This is a genomic window from Gemmobacter sp. LW-1, from assembly GCF_001303875.1.
Lineage (GTDB): Bacteria > Pseudomonadota > Alphaproteobacteria > Rhodobacterales > Rhodobacteraceae > Gemmobacter > Gemmobacter caeni.
The window spans coordinates 55,183-68,072 of sequence record NZ_LJSC01000053.1 but is presented as its reverse complement, the minus strand read 5'-3'; the positions used below and the strand labels follow the sequence as shown (position 1 = coordinate 68,072).

Genomic DNA, 12,890 nt, shown 5'->3' with positions numbered 1-12,890 from the left:
CGCGGCCCTGGGGCCGCTTTGGCGAAATCCGCGCGGCGCTGCGGGCTGCCCATGCCGGCCATCCGGCCGAGGGCGTGGTGCTGGTGGGCGATGCGCCGTTCGAACCGGAATGGGTGGTGGCCGGACGGCTGGGCTATTACCTTCCGGCCGCGCGCATCTTCGCGCAGGGTCTTTGACGCAGGGTCTTTGACTCTGTGCCCCGTGACTGTGCACTCTGGCAATCGCCGGGGCGCTGCGGTAATGGCAGGGGAACACCTTCCCGGAGACGTGCCATGACCGGACACAAGACCGACTTTTCCGACGCCATTTCCTCGACCGAGGAGATCATCGAAGATGCCCGTCAGGGCCGCATGTTCATTCTCGTGGACCATGAGGACCGCGAAAATGAAGGCGATCTGGTGATCCCGGCCGAGATGTGTGACGCGGCTGCGGTGAATTTCATGGCGACGCACGGGCGCGGGCTGATCTGCCTCACGCTCTCCAGTGCGCGGATCGACCAGCTTGGCCTGCCGCTGATGGCCTCGAAGAACTCCTCGCGCCACGAAACTGCCTTCACGGTCTCGATTGAGGCGCGCGAAGGGGTGGAGACCGGCATTTCTGCCGCCGACCGCGCCCGCACCATTGCGGTGGCCATCGACGACAAGGCCGGTCCGCAGGATATCGCGACGCCGGGCCATATCTTTCCTTTGCGCGCGCGTGATGGCGGCGTGCTGGTGCGCGCCGGTCATACCGAAGCCGCGACCGATGTGTCGCGTCTCGCCGGGCTGAAGCCCGCCGGGGTGATCTGCGAGATCATGAATGACGACGGCACCATGGCGCGGCTGCCCGATCTGGTGCAGTTCGCGCAGCGTCACGGCCTGAAGATCGGCACGATTTCCGACCTGATCGCCTATCGCCGCCGCCACGACAATCTGGTGAAAGAGGCGTCCGTCCGCCGCGTGACCTCGGTTCACGGTGGCGAATGGGTCATGCGCATCTTCTCGGATGTGGCTCAGGGGGCGGAACATGTGGTGCTGACCAAGGGCGATATCGCGGCGCCCGGTCCGGTGCTGGTGCGGATGCATGCGCTGGATCCGCTGGCCGATGTGCTGGGGATCGGCGGCGTCGAAACGGCGGGCGAGTTGTCGGGCGCGATGAAAGTCATCGCGTCCGAGGGGCGCGGCGTGGTCGTGCTGCTGCGCGACACTTCGATGAAACTGGTGGAGGCGGGCGAGGCCTCGCCGCAGACGCTGCGGCAATACGGGCTGGGCGCGCAGATCCTCGCCGCGCTGGGGCTGACCGAAATCACGCTGGTCACCAACCATCAGGCGCCCAAGGTCGTGGGGCTGGATGCCTATGGCCTGTCGATCTCCGGCACCCGCGCGATCAAGGAGTGACCCATGGCCGCCAATGAACAGCATTACACGCTGCCGCTGCCGCAGTTCGACAAGCCGGTGAAGCTCCTGATCGTCGTGGCGCCCTACTACAAGGACATCGCCGACAATCTGGTGGCGGGGGCGCAGGCCGTGGCTGCCGCCTGCGGTGCGGAAACCGAAGTGATCGAGGTGCCCGGCGCGCTGGAAATCCCCTCGGCCATCGCGCTGGCGGAGCGGCTGTCGAATTACGACGGCTATGTCGGTCTGGGATGTGTGATCCGGGGTGAGACCACGCATTACGATACGGTCTGCAACGATTCCAGCCGCGGCATCACGCTGCTGGGCCTGCAAGGCGCCTGCATCGGTAACGGCATTCTGACGGTGGAAAACCGCGAACAGGCCGTGGTTCGCGCCGATCCGGCCGGACAGAACAAGGGGGGCGGGGCCGCCGCTGCCGCGCTGCATCTGATCGCCCATGCCCGTCGCTGGGCCGGAGCCCGCAAGGGCATCGGTTTCCGCGCCGAAGGGGGGCATCTGGCATGAGCGGCAAACCCGATGGCAAGCTGAAACGCTCCGCCGCGCGCTTCTTTGCGGTGCAGGCGCTGTTCCAGATGGAAACCTCGTCGCAGACCGTCGAGCGTGTGGTGCGCGAATTCGAGGCCTTCCGGTTTGGTGAAGTCTTCGAGGACGGCACCGAAATGGCGGAGGGCGATCTGACCCATTTCCGCAAGATCGTCAGCGAGGCCGTGAACTGGCAGGCCAAAATTGACCAGATGACCGACCGGGCGCTGGTGGCAAAATGGCCGATTGACCGCATCGACCCGGTGCTGCGCGCGCTGTTCCGCGCGGCGGGGGCCGAACTTGTGGCGATGGATACGCCGCCCAAGGTGGTGATCAACGAATTCGTCGAGGTGGCGAAGGCGTTTTTCCCCGAAGGCAAGGAACCGAAATTCGTCAACGCGGTTCTGGATCATATGGCGCGTGAGGAAAAGCCGCAGGCTTTTTCCGCCTGATCCGCCAAGGATCGTCCGGCGCCCTGCGTCGGAAGGGGAAAGGAGACCTGTGATGTTGAAACCACTTGCTACGCTTTCCCTCGTTTTTCTCGCCGCCTGTCAGCCGGGCGGCGAACCGTCCGCCTCGCAGCCCTTGCCGACCGAAGCCGAACTGGCCCGTGTCTGGCGGCTGGAGCGGCTGAATGGCGAGACCTTCGCCGAACGGGCCACGCTGGATCTGACCGACCCCGCCCGCGCCACGGGGCAGGCGCCCTGCAACCGCTGGTTCGCGGCGCGCGAAGGGCAGTTGCCTGCCTTCCGCTTCGGCATGTTTGGTGCGACCCGCATGGCCTGCCCGGCGCTGGAAGCCGAGTCGCGCTATCTGGGTGCGATGGCAGAGGTCGATGCCGCGAGCCTGCGGGACGGGCGGCTGATCCTGACCGGGCCGGACGGGCTGAAACTGGAATTCCTTCCGCAAACGCCCTGAGTTTCGGCAAATTGCCGCCAGCGCCCTGTTCCGCGCAATAAAATGCTGCACCTGCGACGGTTTGGCGCTGGTGCCCCGCGACAGGAGTGTTAGGGTCAGGGGGACAGGAGGATTCGTCATGCCCAAGCTTGTCCGGCTCTATATCGTCAATGTGGCCATCGGCTATGCGCTCGCCGCCGTTTTCGTGGCGCTGCTCGTGTGGTTCAACATCGGCAATCTGGGCCATCTGGTGCTGGAAACCGAAATGGGCTGGTTGGCGGGTCTGATGCTGTTCGTGAGCAACGGGGTCATTTTCGCAGGTGCCCAGTTCGCGATTGCCGTGATGCGCCAGGCGCAGGATGACGAAGGTCCGCGCGGCGGCACCAGGGCGCCGGTCGTGCGCCGTGAACTGATCCCCGTGCAGGTCGAGGCGCGTGCCGCCAAGCCCGGTTTTCCGCGCCGCTGAAAATCCTGCCGCGCGGGAACCGACCGCGATAACGGGATGTTACAGCGGGGAGGCCCGCGCGTCACGAAGTGAGCGGGACCGGCTGGAAACCTCTTTGCATTAATTCCCCCTGCACTTGGAACCTGCGCTGCCGCATGTTCCTTTCCACTGGGACCAGTGGAGAATGTGCAATGGATATGCAGCTGCTTCGGACCTTCCTTGAAGTGATAGACACCGGCGCTTTTGCCTCTGCGGCCGAGCGGCTGCATGTAACGCAATCGGCGGTCTCGCTGCGGGTGCAGCGGCTGGAAGACCAGCTTGGCCGCCCGCTGTTCCTGCGGCACAAGACCGGGGTTGAACCCACCCCGGCGGGGCGGGAGTTCCGCCGCCATGCCTGGTCAATCCTGAAAAGCTGGGATCAGGCGCGCCGCCAGGTCGGCGCGATGGAAGCGGAACCCGCCAGCCTGACCATAGGTGCCGAAGCCGCGCTGTGGCCGCGGCTGGGGTTTCGCTGGCTCGACGGGCTGAAGACAGCCTTGCCCGAGGCGACGCTGCGGGCCGAGTTGGGCGGGGGGGAGACGATCCTGCGCCGGATGGCCGAAGGCGAGATGCATGTGGGGCTGAGCTTCACCCCCATCGCGCGCACCGGACTGCGCTGCGAGCCCTTGCTGGAGGACCAGCTTGTTCTGGTCGCTCCGACAGAGGATTGCCAGATTGAGGACATAAGCAAATATTATATCCTCGCGGACTGGGGCCCGGATTTCCTGCGCTTCCATGAAACCGCGCTGCCGGAACTGCCGATCCCGAATTTCCAGCTTTCCCTGGGCACGCTGGTTGGCAGCTACATCCGGTCGCGCCCCTTTGCGGCCTATCTGCCTGCACGCTATGTGAAGCCCTTCCTGGATGCCGGACAACTGCATCTTGTGGAGGACGCGCCGAATTTCACGCTGGAATCCTGGGTGATCTGGCGTTCTGACCTGGAAACAGAGCTTGCCGATGTTGCGGAATCGACACTGAAAGCGGTGGTCGCCCGTCTGGATGAAGAGGTGAACGACCTTCTGGATGACCTCTGACCGGCGCCGGAGCGTCGCTAAATCCCCCCCGAGGCTGAATATTTGGCCTCGGGGCCGCCGACCGGAGGTTTCAAGGGGGAAGGAGACGAGTAATTCTTGAGGCTGACCCGAGTTTTCTTAATATTGTCCAGATAAATCAAAGGATTAGATGTCCATTCGTGAGCAGCGGAAGTGCGATGCACCCGCTCTTGTTAGTGAAAGGATATCAAGATGACCACGATCTGGAAAAATGTTGCAGTCTCGGCTCTGGCGCTGATGATCGCGGCTCCGGCCATGGCGCAGACTGATCTGACTGGTACGCGTGACCTGAATGACCGTATCGACGATATCGACGAGGCCGTGGCCGAGGATATGGCGCGCGCCGAAGATGCGGCCCGTTTCTCGAACCCGGAATTCCGTCAGGGTTTCTCGGGCTCGGCCTCGCTGGGCTACTCGGGCAAGACCGGCAACAATGAAAGCCAGGAATTCACCGCCGGCGCCCGGATGCGCTATGCCTCGGGTCCCTGGGTGCAGAACATCGGCGTCGCGCTGGATTTCGCGGATGATGATGGCGTGAAGACCAAGGAAGATGTGTTCGCGGTCTATGATGCGAACTACTACTTCAACGACAGCTTCTATGCCTTCGTTCTGGGCCGGGTGGAAACCGATGGCCTGGCCGCGACCGCGGGGGACGTGAAGACGGATGCCTTCCTCGGCTTCGGTCCGGGCTACCGCGTCGTCAACACCCCGGACATGACCTGGCGCGTACAGGCCGGTATCGGCGTGAGCTATCTGAAGGATGGTTTGGACAACAGCGAAACCGAAACCGGCTACATCGCCTCGTCGCGGTTCTTCTACAAGTTCAACGAGAACGTGTTCGCGACCAACGATACGGACATCCTGTATTCGGATACCGCACTGCGGATCAACAACGACCTCGGCGTGAACTTCAAGATGACCGACAAGTTCGCGACCCGCGTCAGCTATCTGACCGAATACAACGACAGCCGTGCGATCCGCACCGACAACAAGCTGGGCGTGTCGCTGGTGATGGGCTTCTGAGCCCATCCCGACCACGGATCTTTCATCGAACTTCAGGGGCAGGGCAACCTGCCCCCTTTTTCATGCGTGCGGGACAGGGCACCGAATGAAAAGGCCGGGCGCAGGGCCCGGCCTTTCCGTCAGTTCATGCCCAGCATTCTGGGGAAGGCGAGCGAGACCTCGGGTATGTAGGTCACGATCATCAGGAACAGCAGCGCCGTGACCAGCCAGGGGAAGGTGGCGCGCGTCACCTCGGTCAACCCCAGCCGGGATATGGCAGAACCAACGTAAAGGTTCAGGCCCACGGGCGGCGTGCAGAGGCCGATTTCCATGTTCACCACCAGCATGATCCCGAAGTGCACCGGATCGACCCCCAGCTTCACAGCCACCGGATAGAGGATCGGCGCCATGATCAGCACGATGGCCGAAGGCTCCATCACCATGCCGATGAACAGGAGCATGACGTTGACCATCAGAAGGAAGCCGATCTTGCCGAGGCCAAGGCTGACGATCCAGTCCGACAGCGCCTGCGGGATCTGCTCCGACGTCAGGATGAAGGCGAACATCACGGCATTGGTGATGATGTAAAGCAGCATCGCCGACATTGCGGCCGAGGACAGCAGCACCTTCGGCACTTCGGTCAGCTTGATGTCCTTGTAGACAAAGACCGCCACGATGAAGGCATAAACGGCGCTGACGGCGGCGGCTTCGGTCGGCGTGAAGATGCCGCCATAGATGCCGCCCATGATGATGACGATCAGCATGAGGCCCCAGACGCTTTCGCGGAAGGCGTTCAGCCGTTCGCGCATCGAGGCGCGGGGCATGCGCGGATAGCCATTCTTCCAGGCGCGGAAGATCGTCGTGCCGCCCAGCATCGCCGCCAGCATCAGGCCCGGCACCACACCCGCCATGAACAGCGTGCCGATGGAGGCCGACAGCACGGGTTGCCCGTCAGCGCCGGTGACGACCATGCCCGAGGTGGCGACCGAATACATCACCATCACGATGGAGGGCGGGATCAGGATGCCAAGCCCGCCTGCGGTGGCAATGGTGCCCACGCCGAACTGGGGCGGGTAGCCCTGTTTCACCATGGCCGGGATCAGGATGGAACCCACCGCCATCACCGTCGCGGGCGAGGAGCCCGAGATGGCGGCAAACAGCGCGCAGGCCAGAACCGAGGCCAGACCCATGCCGCCATACCAGTGCCCGACCATCGAGGTGGCAAAGCGGATCATCCGCCGCGCGACCCCGCCATGGGTGAGGAAGTTTCCGGCAAGGATGAAGAACGGGATCGCCATGATCTCGAACTTCTCGATCCCGGTGAACAGCTTCAGCGCGATGGAATCCATCGGGATTTCGGTAAAGCCGAACAGGAAGGTGAAGACGGTCAGACCCAGCGCGATGGAGACCGGCATCCCCGTGACCAGCAGCAGCGCGAGGATGAGGAAGATGATGAGCGCGGTCATGCGTGGCCTCCCTTGGCCAGATCGTCGGCCTCGTCCTCAAGCCCGTCCACGGCGCCATGGTCGTGATGGGCGATGTAGCCGGTGGTCAGATACAGATACAAAGCCTGTATGAAGCGGAAGCACATCAGGGCCGAGCCAAGCGGCACCGCCAGATAGATCAGCCACATCTTGATTTCGAGATCGGGCGAGGTCTGGCCACCGTGATAGACGTGGTAGACGAAATCCGTGCCGATCCACGAGATGATCGCGGTGAACAGGATGCCGCCCGACATGGCGATGACGGTGATGAGCTTGCGGGTATTGCCCTCGAGCCGCTCGACAAGGATGTCGACGCCGACATGGATGCCCTGCCGCACGCCATAGGCGGCGCCGAACTTGGCCATCCAGACGAACAGGTAGATACAGGCTTCCTGGGCCCAGGTCAGCTTGATCGAATTGATGGCCTTGAAGGCCGAACGGCCGAAGGATTGCAGCCAGGCCATATCGGCAGATCGGCCCCAGGCGACAAGATCGGCGGCAAAGCCGATGGAAAAGCGGTGAACGACCGCCACGAAGATCAGCGTCACGGCCGCAGCCATGAGAAGCGATATGAGAATTTCTTCGAAGCGGTCGAGGATGCGCAGGATCATGGCGAACCTCGTTGGGGTAAGCGGCGGCCCCGGTCCGGGCGGCGGCTGTGAAAAGGGGGGCACGCGGTGGTGCCCCCGCAGGTGGTGGACCCGGTCTCTGGGGAAGGCCGGATCAGTTGGTGCCGAGCGCGGTATAGACCTGCTGGATCAGATCGGCGCCGATACGGTCTGCCATCTGCTCATGCACGGGTTTCAGCGCTGCCACCCATTCGGCGCGTTCTTCGTCCGTCAGCTCGTGGAACTCGGTGGTTCCGGCGGCTTTCATCGCTTCCAGCGCCTTGTCGTTCTCTTCCTTGGCGATCGAGTTGGCATAGACGGTCGCCTCGGCCATGGCCTTGTCGAGATTGGCGCGCACATCTTCCGGCAGGCCATCCCAGAAAGCCTTGTTCACGATGACAGCATAGCCCAGATAGCCGTGGTTCGACAGCGTCGCGTGCTTCTGAACCTCGTTCATCTTCTGGGTATACATGTTCGACGGCGGGTTCTCGGTGCCGTCGACAACGCCGGTTTGCAGCGCCTGATAGACCTCGGAGAAGGCCATGACCTGCGGCACGGCCCCCAGCGCCTGCATTTCGGCCTCAAGGATCTTCGAGGACTGGATGCGCATTTTCAGGCCGAGGAAATCATCGGGCACATGCAGCGGCGAGTTGGCCGACATGATCTTGAAACCGTTGTCCCAGTAGGCAAGGCCGGTGATGCCCTTGTCCTGCAGCTTGGCCAGCAGGCCCTTGCCGACCTCGCCATCGGTGATCTTGCGCAGATCGTCATAACTGCCCATGAGGAAGGGCAGGTCGAACAGCTCGAACTGCTGCACGCCCAGCGGGCCGAATTTCGCCAGCGACGGGGCGAGCATCTGAACGGCGCCCAGTTGCAGCGCCTCCAGCTCTTCCTTGTCCTTGTAAAGCTGGCTGTTCGGGTAAACTTCGACCTTCACCGCACCGTTGGTATAGGCCTCGGCCAGTTCCTTGAACTTCTCGGCGCCCTTGCCCTTGGGAGTGTCGGGGGCGACGACGTGGCTGAACTTGATGACGATGGGTTCGGCCAGCGCGGGCAGCGCGGTCGAAAGCGCGATGACGGCGGCACCCGCAAGGCGGGCGAGGCTGCGACGTGTCAGCATGGGAATCTCCTCCGTGTTCTCCGCCCTCCCGGCGGTCCTCACCTTCTTGCCAGCCGGGACGCGCCACCGCTATTGTGGGTTTCCGCAATTCGCCCGCTAACAGGGGCATGCGGCGCAGGGGGAGGTTACGGCACTGGCGCAGGGCAAGGAGGCGCGGGCGGCATCGGCGGTTCCGCCGGGGGCAGAGGGCGACCCCTGGGCGGTCGAGGGCGGGCGGCCGCGGCTGCGACGGCTGGATCTGCTGTCGCTGGTGCCGCTGGTTGCCATCGTGGCGCTGGTCGCCACGGTGGGCGCGCTGGTCTGGGCCGTCAGCCGCAGCGAGGCCGAACAGGCACGGGTGAAGCTGGCCACCGATGCGCTGTGGGTGGAACAGACCCTGCGCTTCCAGCTGTCGGTGGACGAGGACATGCTGGTGCGGCTGGCGCTGGATGCGGCTGGGGGCGTGCCACCGCAGGCGCTGGATGCACGGGGGCGGCTTCATATCGCCAACAATCCCGAACTCCTGTCGATCGTCTGGTATGATGCCAATGGCCGCCCGGCCCGCGCGCTGCCCGGCGCGGGGGCTGCCAGTGACGCCGATCTGGTGGCGCTGTTGCGGCGCACCGGCGCACAGGCGACGCGTCCGGTCTACGGCGCGGTCGGCGCCGACGGGCGCGTGACCCTGGCGCTGCCGCTGCCGGGGCAGAGCGGTTATGTCAGCGCGACCGTGGCCCTGCCGGTGATGCTGGACCGCCATGTGCCGTGGTGGATCGCCGAACAATATGGCGTGCGCATCCTTGCCGGGGATGACCGGGTGCTGGCCGAACGGCAGCGGCTGGAGCCGGACCCGGCAAACCCTTCGCATGCCATCAGTTTTGACCCGCCGATCCGGGGCACATTGCTGCGCATCACCGCTTATGACGCGCCCGCGGGCTTCCGGTCGGCCCTGATGATCGGGGCCATCGCGGGGCTGGCCGCTTTTGCCATCCTTGCGCTTCTGGTGCTGTTCCGCACGGCCGAGCGGCGGCGCAGCGCCGAATTGCGGCTGCGCGGTGAAACGGCCTTTCGCCGCTCGATGGAGGAAAGCCTGACCGTGGGCCTGCGCGCCAAGGACCATCAGGGCCGCATCCTTTACGTCAATTCCGCCTTCTGCAATCTGGTCGGCTGGCAGGCCGGCGAGCTTGTCGGGCATCACCCGCCGATGCCCTACTGGGACCCGGCCCGGCTGGACGAGACGCAGGCCCGCCATCGCGCACTGGCGGCGGGCGGTGCAATCAGCCAGAGCTTCGAGACGCGCTTTCGCCGCCGCGACGGGCAGGAAATCGACGTGCAGGTCTACGAGGCGCCGCTGATCGACGCGAAGGGCGCGCATCGCGGCTGGATGGGATCGGTCATCGACATCACCGAAGCCAAACGCGCCGCCCGTCTGGCCCGTGCACAGGATGAAACCATGGCGCGCACCGGGCGGCTGGTGACGCTGGGCGAGATGGCCTCGACCCTTGCGCATGAGCTGAACCAGCCGCTGTCGGCCATCGCCTCATACGCGGCGGGCATCCTGAACCTGCTGGACAGCGGCCGCGCCGATCCGGCCATGTTGCGCGGCGCGACCGAGAAACTGGCGCAGCAGGCGGGCCGGGCCGGGCTGATCATCCGCCGCATTCAGGATCTGGTGAAGAAGCGCGAGCCGCAGTTTTCGCAGATCGCGCTGGATGAGGTGATCGAGGAAACCGTGGGCTTTCTGGCGGCGGATGCACGCGAACACCGTGTCCGGCTGGTGACCGGGATTTCCGCCGTTCCCTCCGTCGCAGCAGACCGGATTCTGCTGGAACAGGTGCTGATCAACCTGATCCGCAACGGGATGGAGGCGATGGGCGACACGCGGTCCGGCGATACGCTGACGGTGCGGCTGGTGCAGGACGAGGGACAGGCGGTGATCGAGGTCGAGGACCATGGCGCGGGAATCGCGCCCGAGGTGGCGGGGCGGCTGTTCGACGCCTTCGCCACCACCAAGGCACAGGGGATGGGCATGGGGCTGAAGATCTGCCGTTCGATCATCGAATTGCACCGCGGGCAGCTGACCCATCGCGCGGCGGCCTCGGGCGGCACGGTATTCCGGGTCAGCCTGCCGGTGGCCGGGGAACAGGAAAGGGCAGCGGAATGAGCGGGATGATCCATATCGTCGATGATGAAGAGGCGATCCGCGACGCGCTGGCCTTTCTTCTGGCCTCGCGCGGGGTGGCGGCGCGGGGCTGGGCCTCGGGTGAGGAATTTCTGGCCGCGCAGCCGCTGGAGGATTGCGCCTGCGTCATCCTTGACGTGCGCATGGGCGAGCTTTCCGGCCCGGAGGTGTTTGAACGGCTGCGCGCCATGGGTAATCCGGTGCCGGTGATCTTTCTGACCGGACATGCCGATGTGCCGGTGGCAGTGCGCACGCTGAAGGCCGGAGCCTTCGATTTCGTGGAAAAGCCGTTCAATGACAACCAGATCGTCGATCTGGCCCTGCGCGCCATCGCCGCCCATCAGGTGGCAGAGGCCGAGGCGGCGGCGCGGCGCGATCTGGCCGCCCGCCGCGCCACCCTGTCGGGTCGCGAGGACGAGGTGCTGCGCGCCATGCTGACCGGGGCGCTGAACAAACAGATCGCCGACCAGCTTGGCATCGCCATGCGCACGGTCGAGGTGCATCGCGGCCGGGTTCTGGCCAAGATGGGGGTGCGCAATGCCATCGAACTCGCGGCGCTGCTGGGGGCCGACGGGCGCGAGGGCTGAGACGCCGGTCAGGGGCTTCCCAGTGTCAGCAGCGCGCGACGGAACTCCGGTTCGGTCAGCACCACCTCGCCCGCGCCAAGCGCCTGCGCATGGGCCAGCGCGCGTGCCGTCAGCACCTGCGCGGTTTCCACCGCGCGGGGCAGCGTCAGCCCTCGGCCCAGACCCGCGACCACCAGCCCGGCGAACAGATCGCCAGTGCCGGGCAGGGCAATCGGCAGATGCGGTGTCGGGTGGCGGCTTGTGCCTCCGGGGCCAAGGATGACGCTTTCGATATGACCTTCTGGCGTATCCTCCAGCGCGCAGCCGGTCACGATCAGTCGCGCCGCCGGGGCAAGCGTCAGCCTGTCACGCGCGGTTTGCAGATCCGCCAGCGTGCGGGTTGTCCCTCCGGTCAGCCAGCCCAGTTCAAACGGGTTGGGCGTCGCCAGATCGGCCAGCGGCAACAGGCGGTTGCGCATCACATCGGCAATTGCCTCGGGCACATAAAGGCCCGGCCCCGCATCGCCCATCACCGGGTCGCACAAATAGGTCAGCCGCGGATTCAGCGTTTTCGCCTCGGCCACGAAATCGGCCACCATCAGCGCCACATCCAGCGAGCCGATATAGCCGGTCAGCAGAATGTCCGCCCGCTCCGCCAGCCCGCGTTCGCGCGCGCCTTGCAGAAGGTCTGAAAAGAACTCCGGCGGCAGGGCGCGACCGCGCAGCGTGGGGTAATTCGGGGTGTTGGAAAACACCACGGTGGGGATGGCCGCCACCTCCAGCCCCGCCGCCTGCATTGGAAACAGCGCGGCGGAGTTGCCGACATGGCCGAAGACGACCTGGCTTTGAATGGCGATCACGAAAGGGGGCGGGGTCATGCGGGGCCGTCCAGCCTGTTACTCCAGTCCTCGACACGGCCGCTTTCCAGCCGCCGGACCGCATATTTGCGCCAGCCCTCGGCCAGCAGGTCAAGGGTGGCGATACCCTCCAGCTCGGCTTGGTTCAGCCGGTCGACATAGAGCGCATGCCAGAGCCGGTGCAGGCTCCACTCCGGAGCGGGACGTTCGATCCGTTCCAACGGGTCGCCGGGGGCCACCGTGCCGGATTGAAGCACACGGTAATACCAGCCGGTGCGCCCGCTTTGCTGCACGCGCCGCGCCATGTCGGGCACGGCGAAACGGTGGCTCAGCTTCCAGCGGGGCTGGCGCCCCTGCGACACCTGCAGGATGGCGCTGCCCAGCCGGAACACATCGCCCACCGCGACATCCGCCTCGGTCAGTCCGGCGGCGGAGATATTCTCGCCAAAGCCGCCCGGCGCGCGCAACGGGGGCAGGTCGCCCAGTTCGGCCCGCCACAGGGCATAGTGATCCAGCGGATAGTGATGCACGGCCTTTTCCACCCCGCCATGCACGCGCAGGTCGGCCTGCTCGTCACCGTCAAGCCCGCCGGGGCCAAGCGACAGGGGCCGGTCGACAGGCGTCTTGACGATGCCGCTGAGGATATCCCGTCCCGTTAGGGGGGCGGCGCGGCCGGTCAGGAGTGTGACGGAAGGATTCGGCATCGGCTGTCCTGTAGTTTACATCTTCTAGATCACCGATCCGCG

At 65.1% G+C, this 12,890-nt stretch carries 14 protein-coding genes; 9 read left to right on the top strand and 5 right to left on the bottom strand.

The features are described 5' to 3' along the window. The first annotated feature begins 272 nt into the window (after positions 1-272). From ribB to AO684_RS16220, 7 genes are all read left to right on the top strand, one after another. Positions 273-1,376 carry a 3,4-dihydroxy-2-butanone-4-phosphate synthase gene (gene ribB / locus AO684_RS16250; protein ID WP_054303787.1) on the top strand — a complete coding sequence of 368 codons (1,104 nt, stop codon included), beginning with the start codon at positions 273-275 and terminating at the stop codon, positions 1,374-1,376. Positions 1,377-1,379: 3 nt separating this feature from the next. Then, a complete protein-coding gene (locus AO684_RS16245) occupies positions 1,380-1,898 on the top strand; it encodes a 6,7-dimethyl-8-ribityllumazine synthase (RefSeq protein ID WP_054303786.1) in 519 nt (172 codons plus the stop codon). After that, positions 1,895-2,368, top strand: coding sequence for a transcription antitermination factor NusB (gene nusB, locus AO684_RS16240; RefSeq protein WP_054303785.1), 474 nt, complete (start codon positions 1,895-1,897; stop codon positions 2,366-2,368). Before AO684_RS16245 ends, nusB begins: the two co-directional genes overlap by 4 nt. A gap of 52 nt (positions 2,369-2,420) precedes the next feature. Further along, on the top strand, positions 2,421-2,834 hold the full coding sequence (locus AO684_RS16235) for an META domain-containing protein (protein ID WP_054303784.1): 414 nt from the start codon (positions 2,421-2,423) through the stop codon (positions 2,832-2,834). Between the two features lie 118 nt (positions 2,835-2,952). Further along, on the top strand, positions 2,953-3,279 hold the full coding sequence (locus AO684_RS16230) for a hypothetical protein (protein WP_054303783.1): 327 nt from the start codon (positions 2,953-2,955) through the stop codon (positions 3,277-3,279). A gap of 170 nt (positions 3,280-3,449) precedes the next feature. Further along, positions 3,450-4,331 carry a LysR family transcriptional regulator gene (locus AO684_RS16225; protein ID WP_054303782.1) on the top strand — a complete coding sequence of 294 codons (882 nt, stop codon included), beginning with the start codon at positions 3,450-3,452 and terminating at the stop codon, positions 4,329-4,331. 210 nt (positions 4,332-4,541) lie between these two features. After that, entirely contained in the window at positions 4,542-5,372 is an 831-nt protein-coding gene (locus tag AO684_RS16220; RefSeq protein WP_054303781.1) for a YdiY family protein, read from the top strand. Positions 5,373-5,491: 119 nt separating this feature from the next. On the opposite strand, the gene AO684_RS16215 is transcribed toward AO684_RS16220, so the two are convergent. From AO684_RS16215 to AO684_RS16205, 3 genes are all read right to left on the bottom strand, one after another. Beyond that, positions 5,492-6,817: a TRAP transporter large permease gene (locus AO684_RS16215; RefSeq protein ID WP_054303780.1), complete on the bottom strand. Its 1,326-nt coding sequence runs from the start codon at positions 6,815-6,817 to the stop codon at positions 5,492-5,494. Then, positions 6,814-7,446 (bottom strand): TRAP transporter small permease, encoded by a 633-nt coding sequence (locus tag AO684_RS16210; protein WP_054303779.1) that lies wholly within the window; start codon positions 7,444-7,446, stop codon positions 6,814-6,816. The genes AO684_RS16215 and AO684_RS16210 overlap by 4 nt, the downstream gene beginning before the upstream one ends. 112 nt (positions 7,447-7,558) lie before the next feature. After that, a complete protein-coding gene (locus tag AO684_RS16205) occupies positions 7,559-8,563 on the bottom strand; it encodes a TRAP transporter substrate-binding protein (protein WP_054303778.1) in 1,005 nt (334 codons plus the stop codon). 133 nt (positions 8,564-8,696) lie between these two features. On the opposite strand from AO684_RS16205, the gene AO684_RS16200 reads away from it, so the two are divergent. Together AO684_RS16200 and AO684_RS16195 are read left to right on the top strand one after the other, a co-directional pair. Further along, on the top strand, positions 8,697-10,703 hold the full coding sequence (locus AO684_RS16200) for a PAS domain S-box protein (protein ID WP_054303777.1): 2,007 nt from the start codon (positions 8,697-8,699) through the stop codon (positions 10,701-10,703). Beyond that, positions 10,700-11,308: a response regulator transcription factor gene (locus AO684_RS16195; protein WP_054303776.1), complete on the top strand. Its 609-nt coding sequence runs from the start codon at positions 10,700-10,702 to the stop codon at positions 11,306-11,308. Before AO684_RS16200 ends, AO684_RS16195 begins: the two co-directional genes overlap by 4 nt. An 8-nt stretch (positions 11,309-11,316) precedes the next feature. Here AO684_RS16195 and pdxY read toward each other — a convergent pair whose 3' ends face one another. Both pdxY and AO684_RS16185 read right to left on the bottom strand, forming a co-directional pair. Beyond that, on the bottom strand, positions 11,317-12,165 hold the full coding sequence (pdxY, locus tag AO684_RS16190) for a pyridoxal kinase (RefSeq protein ID WP_054303775.1): 849 nt from the start codon (positions 12,163-12,165) through the stop codon (positions 11,317-11,319). Beyond that, a complete protein-coding gene (locus AO684_RS16185) occupies positions 12,162-12,848 on the bottom strand; it encodes an MOSC domain-containing protein (RefSeq protein WP_054303774.1) in 687 nt (228 codons plus the stop codon). The genes pdxY and AO684_RS16185 overlap by 4 nt, the downstream gene beginning before the upstream one ends. Positions 12,849-12,890: the final 42 nt, after the last annotated feature.